This window comes from Qipengyuania flava (assembly GCF_011762005.1).
GTDB lineage: Bacteria > Pseudomonadota > Alphaproteobacteria > Sphingomonadales > Sphingomonadaceae > Qipengyuania > Qipengyuania flava.
In genome coordinates, this window is record NZ_JAASQU010000004.1 from 17,546 (window position 1) to 35,062 (window position 17,517).

Annotated in this window: 17 protein-coding genes; 10 read left to right on the plus strand and 7 right to left on the minus strand. The window is 65.1% G+C overall.

Annotation, left to right across the window (positions count from 1 at the left end):
* The first annotated feature begins 90 nt into the window (after positions 1-90).
* Positions 91-999 carry an OmpA family protein gene (locus tag FHS69_RS12445; RefSeq protein ID WP_063510815.1) on the plus strand — a complete coding sequence of 303 codons (909 nt, stop codon included), beginning with the start codon at positions 91-93 and terminating at the stop codon, positions 997-999.
* A 57-nt stretch (positions 1,000-1,056) separates the two neighbouring features.
* Here the strand turns inward: FHS69_RS12445 and FHS69_RS12450 are convergent, their stop codons facing one another.
* From FHS69_RS12450 to FHS69_RS12460, 3 genes are read right to left on the minus strand one after another with little or no spacing between them, the layout of a single operon-like run.
* Positions 1,057-1,815 (minus strand): siderophore-interacting protein, encoded by a 759-nt coding sequence (locus tag FHS69_RS12450; protein WP_166777969.1) that lies wholly within the window; start codon positions 1,813-1,815, stop codon positions 1,057-1,059.
* Positions 1,816-1,864: 49 nt separating this feature from the next.
* Positions 1,865-2,608 (minus strand): isocitrate lyase/PEP mutase family protein, encoded by a 744-nt coding sequence (locus tag FHS69_RS12455; RefSeq protein WP_166777970.1) that lies wholly within the window; start codon positions 2,606-2,608, stop codon positions 1,865-1,867.
* A gap of 2 nt (positions 2,609-2,610) precedes the next feature.
* The gene (locus tag FHS69_RS12460; protein ID WP_166777971.1) at positions 2,611-3,630 is read right to left on the minus strand and encodes a bifunctional transcriptional activator/DNA repair enzyme AdaA; all 1,020 of its coding nucleotides are present in this window, start codon (positions 3,628-3,630) and stop codon (positions 2,611-2,613) included.
* Between the two features lie 104 nt (positions 3,631-3,734).
* On the opposite strand from FHS69_RS12460, the gene FHS69_RS12465 reads away from it, so the two are divergent.
* Complete coding sequence (locus tag FHS69_RS12465) at positions 3,735-5,285, plus strand: S1 family peptidase (protein WP_166777972.1); 1,551 nt, start codon at positions 3,735-3,737, stop codon at positions 5,283-5,285.
* On the opposite strand, the gene FHS69_RS12470 is transcribed toward FHS69_RS12465, so the two are convergent.
* Positions 5,282-6,112, minus strand: coding sequence for a TauD/TfdA dioxygenase family protein (locus tag FHS69_RS12470; protein WP_166777973.1), 831 nt, complete (start codon positions 6,110-6,112; stop codon positions 5,282-5,284). The genes FHS69_RS12465 and FHS69_RS12470 overlap by 4 nt on opposite strands.
* 206 nt (positions 6,113-6,318) lie before the next feature.
* Here FHS69_RS12470 and FHS69_RS12475 point away from each other — a divergent pair, with 206 nt between their 5' ends.
* The 8 genes from FHS69_RS12475 to FHS69_RS12510 all read left to right on the plus strand — a co-directional run bounded on the left by FHS69_RS12475 (position 6,319) and on the right by FHS69_RS12510 (position 15,247).
* Positions 6,319-6,873: a F0F1 ATP synthase subunit delta gene (locus tag FHS69_RS12475; protein WP_166777974.1), complete on the plus strand. Its 555-nt coding sequence runs from the start codon at positions 6,319-6,321 to the stop codon at positions 6,871-6,873.
* A gap of 12 nt (positions 6,874-6,885) precedes the next feature.
* Positions 6,886-8,415, plus strand: coding sequence for a F0F1 ATP synthase subunit alpha (gene atpA / locus FHS69_RS12480; RefSeq protein WP_166777975.1), 1,530 nt, complete (start codon positions 6,886-6,888; stop codon positions 8,413-8,415).
* A 30-nt stretch (positions 8,416-8,445) separates the two neighbouring features.
* Entirely contained in the window at positions 8,446-9,327 is an 882-nt protein-coding gene (locus FHS69_RS12485; protein WP_166777976.1) for a F0F1 ATP synthase subunit gamma, read from the plus strand.
* A gap of 9 nt (positions 9,328-9,336) precedes the next feature.
* Positions 9,337-9,672, plus strand: coding sequence for a hypothetical protein (locus tag FHS69_RS12490; protein WP_067464038.1), 336 nt, complete (start codon positions 9,337-9,339; stop codon positions 9,670-9,672).
* A gap of 32 nt (positions 9,673-9,704) precedes the next feature.
* Positions 9,705-11,162 (plus strand): F0F1 ATP synthase subunit beta, encoded by a 1,458-nt coding sequence (atpD, locus tag FHS69_RS12495; protein WP_067464035.1) that lies wholly within the window; start codon positions 9,705-9,707, stop codon positions 11,160-11,162.
* Between the two features lie 4 nt (positions 11,163-11,166).
* A complete protein-coding gene (locus FHS69_RS12500) occupies positions 11,167-11,424 on the plus strand; it encodes an ATP synthase F1 subunit epsilon (RefSeq protein ID WP_166777977.1) in 258 nt (85 codons plus the stop codon).
* Between the two features lie 137 nt (positions 11,425-11,561).
* Positions 11,562-13,061, plus strand: a complete 1,500-nt coding sequence (locus FHS69_RS12505; RefSeq protein ID WP_166777978.1) for a glycosyltransferase family 39 protein — start codon at positions 11,562-11,564, stop codon at positions 13,059-13,061.
* Between the two features lie 68 nt (positions 13,062-13,129).
* A complete protein-coding gene (locus tag FHS69_RS12510; RefSeq protein ID WP_341801791.1) occupies positions 13,130-15,247 on the plus strand; it encodes a prolyl oligopeptidase family serine peptidase in 2,118 nt (705 codons plus the stop codon).
* On the opposite strand, the gene FHS69_RS12515 is transcribed toward FHS69_RS12510, so the two are convergent.
* The 3 genes from FHS69_RS12515 to glmU are packed head-to-tail and all read right to left on the minus strand — an operon-like array spanning position 15,248 to position 17,477.
* A complete protein-coding gene (locus FHS69_RS12515; RefSeq protein ID WP_082837570.1) occupies positions 15,248-15,529 on the minus strand; it encodes an HNH endonuclease in 282 nt (93 codons plus the stop codon).
* Complete coding sequence (locus FHS69_RS12520) at positions 15,514-16,116, minus strand: hypothetical protein (RefSeq protein WP_166777979.1); 603 nt, start codon at positions 16,114-16,116, stop codon at positions 15,514-15,516. Before FHS69_RS12520 ends, FHS69_RS12515 begins: the two co-directional genes overlap by 16 nt.
* Entirely contained in the window at positions 16,113-17,477 is a 1,365-nt protein-coding gene (gene glmU, locus FHS69_RS12525) for a bifunctional UDP-N-acetylglucosamine diphosphorylase/glucosamine-1-phosphate N-acetyltransferase GlmU (RefSeq protein ID WP_166777980.1), read from the minus strand. The genes FHS69_RS12520 and glmU overlap by 4 nt, the downstream gene beginning before the upstream one ends.
* Positions 17,478-17,517: the final 40 nt, after the last annotated feature.

Genomic DNA, 17,517 nt, shown 5'->3' on the forward strand with positions numbered 1-17,517 from the left:
GCTGGATGGCCGCACGGGCATAACGGTGGGACGGCGTGGGAGGTTACTTCCGCGCAACGCCAGTGCCGGTCGCAGCGAAGGAGTATGAATATGATTGCCATGACCAAGAGTTCGAAGACGTTTGCAGCGCTGGCTGCGCTCGCCCTGCCCGTCACCGCCGGTGCGCAGTCGCAGGAACTCGAACCGCAGGCTGGCGTGCAGAGCGGCGGCGAAACGATGACGGTGGTTGGCACCATGCCCAGCGACCTGACCGGCATGCCCGAGGGCCCCGAATTCGAAGGCGTCATTTCGGCGCGCGATGGCGACAAGGTGCAGGTGACCAGTGCCGATGGGACGCGCACGGTGGTCGCGATCAGCCCCTCTACCGAGATCCGCAGCAGCGGCGGCTTCCTCGGCCTCGACAAGGACCAGCTCGCTGCGAGCGACCTGCTCAACGGCCTGCCGGTCGAAGTCGAGACCGTGGAATGGGCCAATCGCGGCCTGATCGCCACCAAGGTCGCGCTGAAGAGCAAGCATCTCGAAACCGCGCGGATGATCCACACCGGGACCGATCAGCGCTTCACCGCCAATGAAGCGGCAACCGAGGCGCTGCGCGGCCGTGTCGCCAACATCGACCAGTACAATGTGAAGGGCACCACCAACGTCTATTTCGACACCGCCAGGTACAATCTGTCGCAGCAGGCGCGAGCCGAGCTGTGCCAGGCGGCCGAACAGGCGAAGGCGACCGACAATGCGCTGCTCCTGGTCGTCGGCTACACCGACTCGACCGGCGATTACGAGTACAACCAGGAACTGAGCGAGAAGCGCGCCGCGCGGGTAACCAATTTCCTCCAGCAGGAATGCGACTGGGCACCCTATCGCATGATGACCCCGACCGGCATGGCAGAAGCCGATCCGGCAGCGGACAACACCACCGAACAGGGCAAGGCGCAGAATCGCCGCGTGGCGGTGAACATCCTCGTCAGCAAGAGCGTCGACGGGATGAGCGCGGGTCTCTGATCCGGTTGCAGCCGTAAGAAAAGGAAAGGGCGGGCCCGCGGGCCCGCCCTTTCTCGTTCAAACGCCCTGCGCTTCGGCGTCGGCGCGCTTGACCTGCTTGTGTTCGTCCTCGACCAGCCCGTGCTTCCAGTAGCTCGAGATATAGAGATCGGCGGCACCCAGCCCGAGATCACCGCGCAGGTAGTCGCGCAGCTTGCGCATCGAAGAAAACTCGCAAGCCGCCCAGCCTGCCAGTCGACCATCGGGGCGTCCGGCGGTGCGCAGCGCATCGACCAGCAGGTCGGGCCGCTGACCGGGTTTGGGATTGACCAGCCATTCGACCGTAACCCCCTCGGGCACGACGAGATCGGGCCGGTCCGCCGTGTCCTGTATTTCGATCGCTGCAAAACCGCATGCATCGGCGGGCAACGCGGCGAGGTTCACCGAGATCGCCGGAAGCGCGGTCATGTCACCCGCGATGAGATAGAAGTCGCGACCCTCCGGCAGCGGCTTGGGCAGGCCCGGGCCGCCGACCGCGATCGTATCGCCCGGCCTGGCGTTCAGCGCCCATCGTGTCGCCGGCCCCGCCGCTGCGCCGCCATGGAGCGCAAAATCGAGGTCGATCGCCTCTGCGTGTTGGTGGCGGATGGTATAGGTGCGGATGACCGCCTTGCCATGGGCGTTGGGCGGGGCCAGCATCAGCTTGACATAACCGCCGGCAAAGCCGGGCGGGAAGTCGCGCATCGCCTCGCCACCAAGAGTCACGCGGATCATCGAGGGGGACAGGCGCTGGCTGGAAAGGACAGTCAGGGTTCGGGGGGCGGGTCGTTTGCTCATGCCCACGAGTTAATGAGAACCGTTCGCAATTCAAGCCCGCCGCGCTGACTTAATTCATGGCCGCGCGCGCGGCTTCGGTCAGCTTGGTCATGGCTCGCTGCCATGGCGCGGGCCCGTAGCTGATCCGGGCCGCCCCCAAATGGGCGAGACGCGCGCCGTCCATTCCGTCGAGCCACATAACATTGACCGGCAAGGATACCGCCTCGCACAGTGCCGCAATCAAATCGGGATCGCGCAGACCGGGCACGAAGAAACATCCCGCACCCGCTTCGCGATAGACGGCTTCACGGTCAATCGCCTTCTCGACCAGCTCGTCGCGATCAGGGTTTGCACCTGCGAGCAACGGCCCCAGGAATATGTCGGTACGCGCGTTGACGAACAGTCCCTGCGCCGCAACCGCCGCGATGCGTCGCGCCTGAGCGTCCGGTTCGCGCAGCGCGGCGCTGTCGAGCAGCCGATCTTCGAGATTGCATCCGATCGCGCCGGCATCAAGCAGAGCCGCCGCGTTCCGGGCGAGCTCCTGCTCATCCTCGGCATAGCCGGTTTCGAAATCGACTGTCAGCGGCAGGTCGATCGTCGCGGCGATGCGCCGTACGCTTTCGAGCACAGCAGCGAAGGGCATGCCCTCGCCGTCGTCATAACCCTGTGCCCCCGCAAGCGAGAGGCTGCCCGTGGCGATGGCCTTGGCACCTGCCTCGGCGACCGCAGCCGCGCTGCCCGCGTCCCAGACGTTGAACAGCACCAGCGGGTCGTCGGCGCGATGCAGCGCCGCGAAGTGGTCGATCGTCTTCATGGCTACTTCTCCTCGCGGCGGAGCAGTTCGCGTTTGATGTCCTGGCCATAGGCGTAGCCGCCGAGGTCGCCGCCCTTGCGCACCACGCGGTGGCACGGGATCAGCACGGCCACATTGTTACGCGCATTGGCGCTGCCCGCAGCGCGCACCGCCTTGGGGTTGCCCGCGGCGGCGGCGATTTCGGCATAGGTGCGCGTTTCGCCCGGCGGGATCGCGCGCAGCGCTTCCCAGCAGGCTTCCTGGAAGGCCGTGCCCTTCACGTCGAGCGGGATATGTGCGCCGCTGCCAGGCGCTTCGACACTGGCGACAACCTCGCCGAGCAGCTTTTCGAAGGCCGCCCCTCCCTCGACCAGATCGGCGCGCGGGAAGCGAACGCGCAACTCGCTCTCGTCTTCCTCGAAGGACAGGCGGCACACGCCCTTGCCGGTAGCCGCGACCAGCATTTTGCCCAGCGTCGTTTCGACCACCGCCCAGCGGATCGTCACCCCCGCGCCCCCATTCGCCCATGCGCTTGCCGTCATGCCGAGTCTTCCTTTGGTATTTTCATAGAAGCGCGAAGCCGAGCCATAGCCCGCCTCGTAGATCGCCCCGGTCACGCTCTTGCTGTCCGACAATGCATCGCGGGCGCGCGTTTCGCGCAGCGCCCGGGCGTAGGCCGCGGGCGACAGACCGATCGCGCGCTTGAACACGCGCTGGAAATGTGCGGGCGAATAGCCGGTAAGCAGCGCCAGCGCGGCAAGCGAGCGCGTCCCTTCCGCGCTGCGGATCTCGTCGATCGCAGCAAGCACTGCCGCCTCGTCGCGCGTCACATCGTCGGGGAGGCAACGCTTGCAGGGACGCAGCCCGGCCGCGCGCGCCGCTGCCCCGTCGGCGAAGAAGCGGACATTGCCGCGCGCCGGGTGCCGCGCTGCGCAGGACGGGCGACAATATATGCCCGTGGTCAGCACGCCCGTGACGAAACGCCCGTCGAAGGCGCGATCGCGGCGCTGCACGGCATCCCAGGCGGTTTGGGTATCGATCATGTCAGCCACTCCATAGCCGCTTGCGCGACCGTATGCGCCACGCTTTCGACGCGTGCATCCCGAAGCTTGCGATCAAAGCCATTGGCCGCCACAAGCGCTTGCCAATGAGCCGCTTTCTCGCCCGCCTCGCCATCCTGCTCGCCCTGGTCGCACCTGCGCTGACGCCCATGCCGACGCAGGCCGAACCCGCCGATATCGATGCGGCGGCGCGCGGCGTGGTGCGCGTGGTCATCATCGGTGACAACAACGGCGAGTTGTTTCCGATCAGCCACGGCACCGGTTTCGCGGTGTCGGGCGACACGGTGGTCACGAATGCGCATGTGGTGCGCGATGCGCTGCGCGATGAAGCCATGCAGATCGGCATCGTCCCCAATGGCGGCGGCGAGGCGGTTTACGGCAGGATCGTCGCGGTTCTGGCGCGCAACGACCTTGCACTGATCCGCATCACCGGCAGCCTGCGTCTGCCCCCGCTCGCACTGGCAGGGGGTGCCCCACCCGACAGCGGCGAAGTCACCAGCGTCGGCTATCCGATGAACGTCGACCGTGCGCAGGGGCTCGACCTGAGCGATATTTTCCGCAGCCAGCCGCCGGTCAAGAGCCGCGGCTATGTCTCGGGCGCGCGGCCGAGCCGCCAGTTCGACACCATCCTGCACACCGCCCCGATCGCACGTGGCAATTCGGGCGGCCCGCTGCTCGACCCCTGCGGTCGCGTCGTCGGCGTCAACAGTTTCGGCGCGGACAATGACGGCGGCGATGCAGAGTTCTTCTTTGCAGTCTCGAACCGCGAACTGGTGCCCTTCCTGCGCGCCAACGATGTCGAGCCGCGCATCATTGCCGCCGAGTGCCGCTCGATGGCCGACCTCGATGAGGCCGAACGCGACCGGATGGAGCGCGAACAGTCGGCCGCACGCGCGGACCTTGCCGAACGCGCAGAAGCGCGCCGCATCAAGCGTGAGCGTGCATTGCTCGAAGCCGAACAGGGTGTGTTCGTCGAACGCGAGGACCGCGTGTTCCTCGCCGTCGTGCTGCTGTTGGTCGCTTTCGGACTGGGCCAATGGGCGCTGGCCTTGTGGCAGGCCGATCCGCGCGACGAAAAGCGTGCACGCATCGTCGGCGGTGCGAGTGCCGCCCTCGTGCTCGCCGCGATTGCCGCCTATCTGACCCGCCCGGGGCTGGATGAAATCGACCGGCGCGTCGCAGCCGCAATGCAGGATCCCGACGACGGCGAAGGCGAGGCCGAAGCGCCGGGTGGCGATCTGGCGCTGCTGTGCCGGCTGGTGCCCGAGCGCAGCCGCGTGACCAGCGCCAAGGTTGAAGATATCGAGTTCGACTGGACTGCCGACGGCTGCGTCAACGAACGGACGCAATACGGGCTGGCCGGGGGCAGCTGGAGCCGCGTCTTCGTACCCAATGGGGAAGACGCCGTGTCGGTCAGCAGTTTCGACCCCGATCGCCGCATCTTCCGCACCGAACGCTATCTGCTGCCGCGCGAGGCGATGAGCGAGGCGCGAACAGCGCGCAGCAAATATTCCGCGCCCGAGTGCGGCAGCGACAACGCCGCCGCCAGGCTCGGCGACCTGCAGGGCGAAGTCCTCGCCCAGTTGCCGCGTCAGGCAAACGAGCGACTGGTCTACGAGTGCAGCACGCGTAACTAGGCCGCCAGCGGTTCGCCGGTCAGCGTGATGCGGTGCATTTCGCGCGCGTAGCCTTGATAGTCGTTCATGGCGAGGTGCCAGGTCGTGCGGTTGTCCCAGATCGCCACGGAGCCCGGCTCCCACGCCACCCGGCAGATATTGTCCGCCGCAGTCGCCGCATCGTAAAGCCGCTGCAGCAGCGGCAGGCTCTCCGCACGCGTTCGCCCGACGAAATTGAGTGTGAAAGCGCTGTTCACGTACAGCAGCCGGCGCCCGGTATGCGGATGGCGGATTACGACCGGATGCGTGGCACCCGTGCGTAACGACTGGCCGCGCAGATCGGCCGCCATGTCGGTCTGCGCATACAGCCCGTCCTCCTCATAGATATGGTCGGCGCTGTGGTAGGCCTCCAGCCCCTCGATCTCCTGTTTGAGGTCATCGGACAGCGCATCATAGGCCGCGCCCATATGCGCCCATAGCGTATCGCCGCCACTGGGCGGCAAGGTGCGCGCGACCAGCACCGAGCCCATCGCGGGGACCTGGTCGTAGGAATGGTCGGTATGCCATCCCCCGCCGATATTGGTGACTTGGTCGGCGCGCTTGCGCACCACCGCGATCTCGGGATGGCCCTCGGTCAGCGGGAAGTAGTTGTTCAGATCGATCCCGCCCCAGCGCCGGGCAAAGGCAATATGCGCTTCGGGGGTGAAATCGTGCTGGTCGCGGAACAACGCGACGCCATTCTCGTAGACCGCCTGCCTTATCGCCTCGAGCGAATCCCCCTGCGCCTGCGTCAGCGCGACACCCCTTATCTCGACCCCGCAAGCAGGGGCCAGCGGCACCATCTCCATCGCATCTCTCCCATACGATTGGTTGTTTTATGCTACGCATCCTACGCCGATCCCGCAGCGTGTCCAGATTCAGCGCCCGGAGTCGGCTTGCCATCGACGGGGGGCTTTGCTAGGCGCGCGCCGACCTTGTCTGGGGCACTTGCAAGCGCCCGTGACCGACTTGGTCGCACAGACTTTTCTTCCGGACCCGAGAGGACCTCAAGCGCGTGGATAATTCCGCCGGTATTCAGGCTAGCCTGGCAGGGCGTTACGCATCGGCCCTGTTCGATCTCGCTAGCGAAAACGGAACCGTGACCGCGGTCGAATCGGACCTCGACAAGGTCGAGGTCGCACTTGCCGAATCGAGCGAGCTGGCAGCCGTCACCACCAACCCCAAGGTCTCGCGCGGCGAGGCGCAGAGGGCGCTGTGGGGCGTTTCGGCCCTGCTCGGCGTGTCCGAACTGACGCAGAACTTCCTTGGTGTGCTGGCACAGAACCGCCGCCTCGGCGAACTGCCCCAGGTCATTCGCGCCTTCCGCGCGATCGCGGCAGCGCAGCGCGGCGAAGTCACAGCCGAAGTCAGCAGTGCGCACGCGCTTACCGATAGCCAGCTGGCCGATCTGAAGGCCAAGCTGACCGCGCGCGAAGGCCGCACGGTAAAGCTTTCCACGAAGGTCGACCCCGACTTGCTCGGCGGCCTCGTCGTCACCATCGGCTCGAAGCGCCTCGACGCATCGATCCGCACCCGTCTCAATTCGCTTTCCCAGGCCATGAAGGCTTAAAGGACACACATCATGGATATCCGCGCCGCAGAAATCTCCAAGGTCATCAAAGACCAGATCGCCAATTTCGGCACCGAAGCCGAAGTGAGCGAAGTCGGTACCGTGCTGTCGGTGGGTGACGGTATTGCCCGCATCCACGGCCTCGACAACGTCCAGGCCGGTGAAATGATCGAATTCGCCAACGGCGTTCAGGGCATGGCACTGAACCTCGAAGCCGACAACGTCGGTGCGGTTATCTTCGGCTCGGACCAGGAAATCGGCGAAGGCGACAGCGTCAAGCGGACCAACACCATCGTCGACGTTCCCGTCGGCAAGGGCCTGCTCGGTCGCGTGGTCGATGCGCTCGGCAACCCGATCGACGGCAAGGGTCCGATCGAAGCCGCCGAACGCCGCCGCGTCGAAGTGAAGGCGCCGGGCATCATCCCGCGTGAATCGGTTTCGGAGCCGGTGCAGTCGGGCCTCAAGGCGATCGACGCACTCGTGCCGGTCGGCCGCGGCCAGCGCGAACTGATCATCGGCGACCGCCAGACCGGCAAGTCGGCCGTGGCGATCGACACCTTCATCAACCAGAAGGAAGTCAATGCGGGCGACGACGAAGGCAAGAAGCTCTACTGCGTCTATGTCGCCGTCGGCCAGAAGCGTTCGACGGTCGCGCAAATCGTCAAGCAGCTCGAAGAAAACGGCGCGATGGAATATTCGATTGTCGTCGCCGCGACCGCCTCGGAGCCCGCTCCGCTTCAGTATCTCGCACCCTACACCGGTTGCGCGATGGGCGAATTCTTCCGCGACAACGGCATGCATGCCGTGATCTGCTACGACGACCTTTCCAAGCAGGCCGTCGCCTATCGCCAGATGTCGCTGCTGCTGCGTCGTCCTCCGGGCCGTGAAGCCTATCCGGGTGACGTGTTCTATCTTCACAGCCGCCTGCTCGAGCGCGCGGCCAAGATGAACGGCGCCAATGGCGGCGGTTCGCTGACCGCGCTGCCGATCATCGAAACGCAGGCAGGCGACGTGTCGGCCTACATCCCGACCAACGTGATCTCGATCACCGACGGCCAGATCTTCCTCGAAACCGACCTGTTCTACCAGGGCATCCGTCCGGCCATCAACGTCGGCCTGTCGGTCAGCCGCGTCGGCGGTGCCGCGCAGACCAAGGCGATGAAGAAGGTCTCGGGCTCGATGAAGCTCGACCTCGCCCAGTATCGCGAAATGGCTGCCTTCGCGCAGTTCGGTTCGGACCTCGACGCCGCGACGCAGAAGCTGCTCAACCGCGGTGCACGCCTGACCGAGCTGCTCAAGCAGCCGCAGTTCTCGCCGATGCCGTTCGAAGAACAGACGGTGTCGATCTTTGCCGGCACCAATGGCTATATCGACGCCGTTCCGGTGGACCGCGTGACCGAGTACGAAGAGCAGATGCTCAGCTACATGCGGTCCGAACATGCTGCGGTGCTCGAGGAAATCCGCACCACCGGCAAGTTCGAGGACGACACCAAGAACAAGGTCGTCGAGGCGCTCAAGACCTTCGCCAAGCAGTTCGCCTGAGCCCCAGAGACACGAAGATAGGGAGCCGAAATGGCTAGCCTCAAGGAACTCAAGGGCCGGATCAACTCGGTCAAGTCGACCCAGAAGATCACCAAGGCCAAGCAGATGGTCGCCGCGGCCAAGCTGCGCCGTGCGCAGGCCGCTGCCGAAGCCGCACGCCCCTATGCCGAACGGCTGACGGGCGTGATGGCATCGCTGGCGAGCAAGGTCAGCGGCGACAGTGCGCCCAAGCTGCTCGCAGGGACCGGTGCCGACCAGCGCCACCTGCTGGTGGTTGTCAACACCGACAAGGGCCTGTGCGGTGGCCTCAACGCGAACATCGTCAAGGCCGCCAAGGCCAAGGCGCGCGCGCTGATCGCCGAAGGCAAGGACGTGCAGTTCTACCTCGTCGGCAAGAAGGGCCGCGCACCGATCAAGCGCGACTATGCCGAACGCATCGAAAAGCACTTCGACACCTCGGAAGTCCGCAACATCGGTTTCCCCGAAGCCGAAGCGATCGCCGACGATCTGATCGAGCGCTTCGAGAAGGGCGAATTCGACATTGCCCATCTCGTCTATCCGGTGTTCAAATCGGCGCTGGCGCAGGACCCGACCGTCGACCAGCTGATCCCCGTCCCCTCGCCCGAAACCGACGCGACGGCGGCCACGGGTGGCGACGCAGTGGTGTCCTACGAACCCGGCGAAGAGGAAATTCTCGAGGAATTGCTGCCGCGTTACGTCAAGACGCAGCTGTTCGGCGCATTGCTCGAGCGCGAAGCTTCCGAACAGGGCGCCTCGATGACGGCGATGGACAACGCCACGCGCAATGCCGGCGACCTCATCAACAAGCTGACCATCCAGTACAACCGCAGCCGCCAGGCCGCCATTACCACCGAGCTGATCGAAATCATCGCCGGTGCCGAAGCACTTTAAGGACATCACGTGAACAAGCTTGCCCTCCTCCTTCCGCTCGCACTGCTGACCGCCTGTGGTGAAGAGCCCGCGGCCCAGACCGCACCCGAACAGGTTGCGACGCCCGAGCCGATCGAAACGCTGCCCGCCCCCGACCAGGCGCTGTTTTCGGCCAAGTATGCCGAAGCGTGCCCCGACGAGGAAGCGGTCAACACCGCGGTCTGCAAGCGCGCCGGCCTGGGTTCGCCCGATGTCGTGTGCGACTTCGGCCTCGGCGACGACGAATATCTGCGCAACGAAGCGACCCTCACTGCAGGCGAAGGCGAATGGGCCTTTGCCGATCCGGAAAATGTTTGCGTCGGCTAAGGCGCGATAAACCCCAAGTCAGGACATAGATCATGGCCACCGCACCCGTATTGAACCAGAGCCCCAACGGCACCATCAGCCAGGTCATCGGCGCCGTCGTCGACGTGCAGTTCGAAGGCGACCTGCCCGCCATCCTGACCGCGCTCGAAACGAAGAACGGCGACAACACGCTGGTCCTCGAAGTCGCGCAGCACCTCGGCGAGAACACCGTCCGCACCATCGCGATGGACGGCACCGACGGTCTCGTCCGCGGCCAGGAAGTCGTCAACACCGGCGCACAGATCTCGGTCCCCGTCGGCCCGAAGACGCTCGGCCGCATCATGAACGTCGTCGGCGAGCCGATCGACGAACGCGGCCCGATCGGCGCGGAACAGACCAGCCCGATCCACGCCGAGGCCCCGCTGTTCATCGACCAGTCGACCGAAGCTGCGATCCTCGTCACGGGCATCAAGGTCATCGACCTTCTCGCCCCCTACGCAAAGGGCGGCAAGATCGGCCTGTTCGGCGGCGCCGGTGTGGGCAAGACCGTGCTGATCCAGGAGCTGATCAACAACATCGCGAAGGGCCACGGCGGCGTGTCCGTGTTCGCCGGTGTGGGTGAGCGTACCCGGGAAGGTAACGATCTCTACCACGAATTCCTCGACGCCGGGGTTATCGCCAAGGACGCCGACGGCAACGCCACTTCGGACGGATCGAAGGTGGCGCTGGTGTTCGGCCAGATGAACGAGCCGCCGGGCGCGCGTGCCCGCGTCGCGCTGTCGGGCCTGACCATGGCGGAATACTTCCGCGACGTCGAAGGCCAGGACGTGCTGTTCTTCGTCGACAACATCTTCCGCTTCACGCAGGCGGGTTCGGAAGTGTCGGCACTGCTCGGCCGTATTCCTTCGGCCGTGGGCTACCAGCCGACACTGTCGACCGACATGGGTAACCTGCAGGAACGCATCACTTCGACCACCAAGGGTTCGATCACCTCGGTCCAGGCCATCTACGTTCCCGCCGACGACCTTACCGACCCGGCACCGGCAACCTCGTTCGCCCACTTGGACGCAACGACCACGCTGAGCCGCGCGATCTCCGAACTGGGCATCTACCCGGCCGTCGACCCGCTCGACTCGACCTCGCGCGTTCTCGAACCGCGCGTCGTCGGCCAGGAGCATTACGAGACCGCTCGTAAGGTCCAGGAGACGCTGCAGAAGTACAAGAGCCTGCAGGACATCATCGCCATTCTCGGCATGGACGAACTGTCGGAAGAAGATAAGCTGACCGTGGCCCGCGCGCGCAAGATCCAGCGCTTCCTCTCGCAGCCGTTCCACGTCGCCGAGGTGTTCACCAACATCCCGGGCGTGTTCGTGCAGCTCGAAGACACGATCAAGTCGTTCAAGGCCGTCGTTGAAGGCGAATACGACCACCTGCCGGAAGCCGCCTTCTACATGGTCGGCGGTATCGACCAGGCGGTCGAGAAGGCCAAGAAGCTGGCCGAGGACGCATAAGCCCATGGCCCTCCACTTCGAACTCGTCGCGCCGGCCAAGCTGGTCCGCTCGGACGACGTCCACATGGTCGTCGTTCCCGGTACCGATGGCGAATTCGGCGTGCTCGAGGGCCATGCGCCCTTCATGTCGACGATCCGCGACGGTGCGGTGCAGGTCTTCAAGACCGAAGGCGGCACGCCCGAAACCATCGAGGTCCGCGGCGGCTTTGCCGAAGTCGGCGAAAACGGGCTGACGGTCCTCGCGGAACACGTCGAGGGCTGACGCCCGCTCGACCATATAGAACACGAAGGGCGGCCCGCGGGTCGCCCTTTTCGTTTGTGGGCCTCCCCCGCGGACACCGATAATTAACCATGCGATGCGAGGACCGCACCGTATCTTGCAGGGGATCAATCGGTTCGATGACGGCAGTCAGCCTCGACAGCGCGCCAGCGAAGGCGCAGGATCGCCAGTGGGCGCGCACGGACCTGTGGCTGATCCTGGGGCTGAGCCTGTTCGCCCTCGCCGTGCGCTTTCCGTTTCTCGGCGATCACAACGCCGATATCGACGAACAGCTCTATGCCTTGATCGGCAGCCAGTTGTGGCACGGGCAATTGCCCTTTGTCGATTTGTGGGACCGCAAACCGTTCGGCCTGTTCCTGCTGTTCGGTCTCGCCGATGCCAGCGGACTTCCCGCGCCCTGGTCGTACCAGTTGTTCGCCACCATCTTCATCGTGCTGGGCGCGCTGCTGCTGCGCCGGCTTGCGCTGCTGCTGGTCGATACGACCACCGCCGGCGTGCTCGCGCTGCTCTATATCGTGCTGATGACGATCTACGGGTCGCATTCGGCGCAGACCGAGATCTACCACGTCCCGGCCATGCTGGGCATGGCCCTGCTGGTGCGCGATACCAGCCATCCCGACGCCCTGAAACGGGCTTGCATGGCGATGGCGATCGGCGGGGTTGCATTGCAGGTCAAATACACGGTGGTACCGCAATGCCTGTTCTTCGGCCTGTGGGCGTTGTGGGGCCAGTATCGGGCTGGTCGCAACCTTCCGCAAATCGCCGGAATCGCAGCGGGCTTCGCGGTGCTCGGCCTGCTCCCGACGCTGCTGGTCGGGCTGTTCTACCTCGCGATGGGCGGATGGGACGAATTCTGGTTCGCCAATTTCGTCAGCTTCTTCCTGCGCGCGCCCGCGCCCATGGGACGCTTCGCCGACCAATACACCATCTTCGTGATGCCGCTGGTCGTGCTGACGGTGGCCGGGCTTTACGGCAGCCTGCGAATGAGCCGGCCCAAAAACAGCCGCAGCTATCTGTTCTTCTGCGGCATGCTGGCGGCAGCGCTCGCCACCGTCTTCCTGCCTTCGACCGTCTATGCCTATTACTTCGCCGCGCTGGCCCCTGGCGTACTGCTGGTCGCCCTGCCCTTTCTCGATCGCAAGGGCCCCGTCGGGATCGTGCCGCTTGGCGCAGTGACGATTGCTTGCATCGGCCTGCTTTATCTGCCCGATCGCTACGAGGCTTCGCAGGACCACCGCCGCGCGATGGATGGGCTGGTTGCCGCGATCCAACCGCATGTGGATGGCGAACAGTGCCTATGGGTCTTCGACGGTCCGACCGCGCTCTATACCGCAACCGGAAGCTGTCTGCCCACGCGATTGATCTATCCCGACCATCTCAACAACGCGCTGGAGCGGGACGCGCTCGAAGTCCGTCAGATTGACGAGGTGCGCCGGATCATGGGTGAACGCCCGCCGATCGTGGTAACCGCCGATCGCGCTTTCACACTGCAGAACCAGGATACGCTGGGCTATGTCACCGCCACGCTGCCGAAAGGTTATGCCGTGATTGCCGAGGAACGCATTCACGACCGCGGCATCGAGGTCTGGCTGCGCCGGGACCTGCTGCCAAGCAATTGATCGAGTAAGGGTTGTCGCGCGGCCCGTCGAGCGGCAGGGACCACTTCAGCAAATCTGGAGAGACGCCCTTGAAACTCGTATCCGCGCTGGCCATTGCCGCTGCCATGAGCTTTGCACAGAACACCCCTGCCGCCGCACAGGACGGCATCCCCGGCCCCGAACAGGACAGCTACATCTGGCTGGAGGAGGCACGCAGCGACAAGGCTCTCGACTGGGTGCGCGCCGAGAACGAGCGGACGATGGATCTGCTCGCGGGCGACCCGCGCTATGACGCGGTCAAGGCCGAAGCGCTGGCAATCTACGATAGCGAAGATCGCATTCCCTATGTGACGATCCGTCCCGACGGCCTCTACAATTTCTGGCAGGACAAGCAGAACCCGCGCGGGCTGGTTCGCCGCACGACGCTGGAAAGCTATCGCACCGACGATCCGCAGTGGGAAACCGTCCTCGACGTGGATGCGCTGGCTGAAGCCGAGGGGCGTGAATGGGTCTACAAGGGTTCGACCTGCCTGCCCCCCGAGCAGCGCCTGTGCATGATCGCGCTGAGCGACGGCGGTGAAGACGCCACCGTACTGCGCGAATTCGACATGGCGGCGAAGAGCTTCGTGGCGGACGGCTTCGTGCTCGACGAGAAAAGCCAGGGCGGGATCGAGTGGATCGATGCCGATACGCTGCTGGTGGGCCGCGATTTCGGCGAAGGCACGCTCACCGAGAGCCAGTATCCGCGCACCGCACGCATCTGGAAGCGCGGCACGCCGATCGAACAGGCGGAAGAGATCTGGCGCGGCGAAGAAGCCGATGTCTGGTCGGGTGCCTCGCTGCTGCGCGATCACACCGGCGAAGTCCACGGCACCTACGCCTTCCGTGCGGTCAGTTTCCACGAGACCGAATATTACTGGCAGCATGATGGCGAATGGCTCCGGCTGGAACTGCCGCTCAAGGCTTCGCCCTATGGCCTGATCGACGGCCAGTTGCTGTTCTCGACCGATGTCGACTGGGAAGTCGGCGATCAGACCTTCCCCGCCGATGCGCTGGTGTCGGTCGACCTCGAAGCATTCAAGGCCGATCCGAACGGCGCTGCCAAGACGCTGGTCTGGGCACCGCAGGACAAGCAGACCAAGCAATCCGCGGCCAACACCGCCGAAAGCCTCTACGTCAGCCTGCTCGACAACGTGCGCGGCCGTGTGCTCAAGTTCGATCATGTCGATGGCGAATGGGTGTCGAGCGAAGTCCAGTTGCCCGACAATTCCACGCTCGATGTCGTGGCCGCTTCGGACGGCTCTGACGAGATCATGTATTCGGTGACCGATTTCCTCACCCCGTCGCGGCTCTATTATTCGGACGGCAGCGGCGCACCCGAGGTGCTGAAGACATCGCCGAGCTATTTCGATGCGCAGGGCATGGAAGTCGAGCAGTACGAGGCGACCAGCGCCGACGGGACCAAGATCCCCTATTTCCTCGTCAAGCCCAAGGGCATGGTGATGGACGGGACCAATCCCACGCTGCTGACCGGCTATGGCGGTTTCCAGGTCCCGCGCCTGCCTTCCTATCTCGGTTCGATCGGCAAGATCTGGCTCGAACGCGGTGGGGCATACATTCTCGGCAACATGCGGGGCGGCGGCGAATTCGGCCCCGGCTGGCACCAGAGCGCAATTCGCGAAAACAAGCAGCGTACCTGGGACGATTTCCTCGCCATCGCCGAAGATGCGATCGCGCGCGGGATCACATCGCCCGAGCATCTCGGTATCCAGGGTGGATCGCAGGGCGGCCTGCTGGTCGGCACCGCCTTCACTCAGCGTCCCGATCTGTTCAACGCGGCGATCGTCCAGATCCCGCTGTTCGACATGCTTCGCTATCACCTGATCGGTCGCGGCGCTTCCTGGACCGGCGAATATGGCGATCCGCGCATCGACGAACAGCGTGCCTGGATCGAGCCCTATTCGCCCTATCAGAAGCTGCTCGAGGGCAAGGACTATCCCGCGCCGTTCTTCTGGGCCTCGACCGCCGACGACCGCACGCACCCGGCGCATGCGCGCAAGGGCGCGGCGCGCGTCAAGGAACTCGGCCAGGACTATTTCTACTTCGAGGACATGACCGGCGGCCATTCGGGCGGGGTGGACAATGAACAGCGCGCCAAGATCCAGGCGTTGCAGATGATCTACTTGCTGCAGCGGCTCGCCGACTGATCAGCGGGGCTTGCGCGTCGGGGCGTGGAAATCGGGCGGCTTGTCGGCCACCCATTCCACGAACCGCGCGAGCGCCTCCTCGGCCAGCAGCGCCCCGCGGTCCGCGCCGATCCGCGCCAGCTGCGCATTGGTGAAATTGGCGTGGATCGCGCGGTGGCAGATCGGATGGACGGGCACGGTCTCGCGGCCCTTCTTCGCCTTGGGCACGGGGTGGTGCTGCTGCACGCGCCGCCCCAGCGGACGCTCGCACAGCCAACAGGATGGCCTTACTCCCTCGACCAATCGGGATCCGCCCGCATGGTCTCGTCGGTGAACAGTTCATCCTCCTGCGCAAAGAGCCGCTCGGCGGCATCGTATTGCACCGGCATATCCGCCTGGCCGCCCGCACAAGGCCGCACTGCAACGAGTTCGTCATCGCGCATGATCAGCACGCCGTCGCTGATGGCCGGATAGTTCGGCTCGCCCGCCGCGAAATTGGTCCGCACCATCCGGCTGAACACGATGTAGCGCGTGTCACCAAAGGCAAAGGCGATCTGCGCTTCGCCCCCGCCAGAATACATCGCGCGGGCCCATTTCCCGCCACGCAGGACCAGTTCGGGCTCCTTCGTGCCAAAGCGATACTGGGCCGGGCCCGCGGATGGCGCGCAGACCGCGAGGCGCTTGCCACCGGGCATTGCGCAGGAGAAAACCGTCTCCTCGCTCGCGGTGCAGTCCACCTGCTTCGTTGCTGCCGGGGGCGGCACCGGGCTTGCCCCAGTCCGATTGGCCGGGGCTTCCGGGGCCTTGCTGCTTTCCTGCGAAACGGCATCACCCTGCTCTGCACCGGCACAACCGGCGAGCAGCAGCATCGAGGCCGCCAGCACCCTCACTTCTTGGCGGCGGCCTTCTTCTTTTTCATGGCGTCGTGAAACCGGTCGGCCCAGCCGGGTTTGACCACCTGTTCGCCGCGCACCATGCGCAGATCGCCGTCGCCGACATCGCGGCTAACCGCGCTGCCTGCGGCGACGATCGCATCCGCACCGATCCGCACCGGGGCGATCAGCGCGCTGTTCGAACCGATGAATGCACGTTCGCCGATCACCGTCTTGTGCTTGAAATAGCCATCGTAATTGCAGGTAATCGTGCCCGCGCCGATATTGGCACCCGCGCCGACCTCGGCATCGCCGAGATAGGTCAGGTGGCTCGCCTTGGCGCCCTCGCCCAGCGTCGCCTTCTTCATCTCGACGAAATTGCCGACGAAACTGTCTTTCTCCATCACTGCACCGGGCCGCAGGCGGGCGTAGGGGCCGACCTGCGCGCCCTCGCCGACTCTCGCGCCCTCGAGATGGCTGAAGCTCTTGATATGCGCGCCGGTGGCCACCGAGACACCGGGGCCGAACACCACGTTGGGATCGATCGTCACGTCGGGCGCAAGCTCGGTGTCGTAGCTGAAGAAAACGGTCTCGGGCGCGCGCAAGGTGACGCCTTCAGCCATCCAGTGTTCGCGCTGCTCGCGCTGCCATTGCGCCTCGGCCGCCGCCAGTTCTGCGCGGCTGTTGATCCCGGTGACTTCTTCGGGTGCTTCGGCAGAAATCACCGCACAGGTGTCGCCATCGGCATTCGCGATGTTGACGATGTCGACGAGATAATACTCGCCCTGCGCATTGTCGTTGCCGACACGGCGCAGCAGGTCGAACATGTCGGCGCCACGCGCGGCCATCACTCCCGAATTGCACAGCCGGCAGGCGCGTTCCTCGTCGCTTGCGTCCTTGAACTCGACCATCTTCTCGATCCGTCCATCGGCATCGGCGATGACCCGGCCGTAATGGCCCGGTTCGTCGGGTTCGAAACCCAGCACCACAACCTTGGGCGCGTCCTCGGCGTGGAGCCGATCGAGCATGGCTTGCATCGTCTCGCCCTTCACGAAGGGGACATCGCCGTAAAGGACGAGCACATCGCCCGTGTGCCCGGAGAGGCTTTCTTCCGCCTGCTGCACCGCGTGACCGGTGCCCAGTTGGGGTTCCTGCAGGCAGGTATCGGCACGCCCGCCGAGCGCCTGGTCCAGCTGGTCGCGCCCCGCGCCCACCACCACGACCTTCCGGGTCGGTTGCAAGGCGTCTACCGTGGCGAGCAGGTGGTCGAGCATGGGGCGTCCGGCGATCGGATGCAGCACCTTGTGCGTCCGGCTCTTCATGCGGGTGCCCTTGCCCGCGGCAAGGACGATGGCGGCGAATTCGCGTGAACTGGTCATGGCGCGATGCCTTGCCACCAATCGCTTGCAGTTTGAAGAA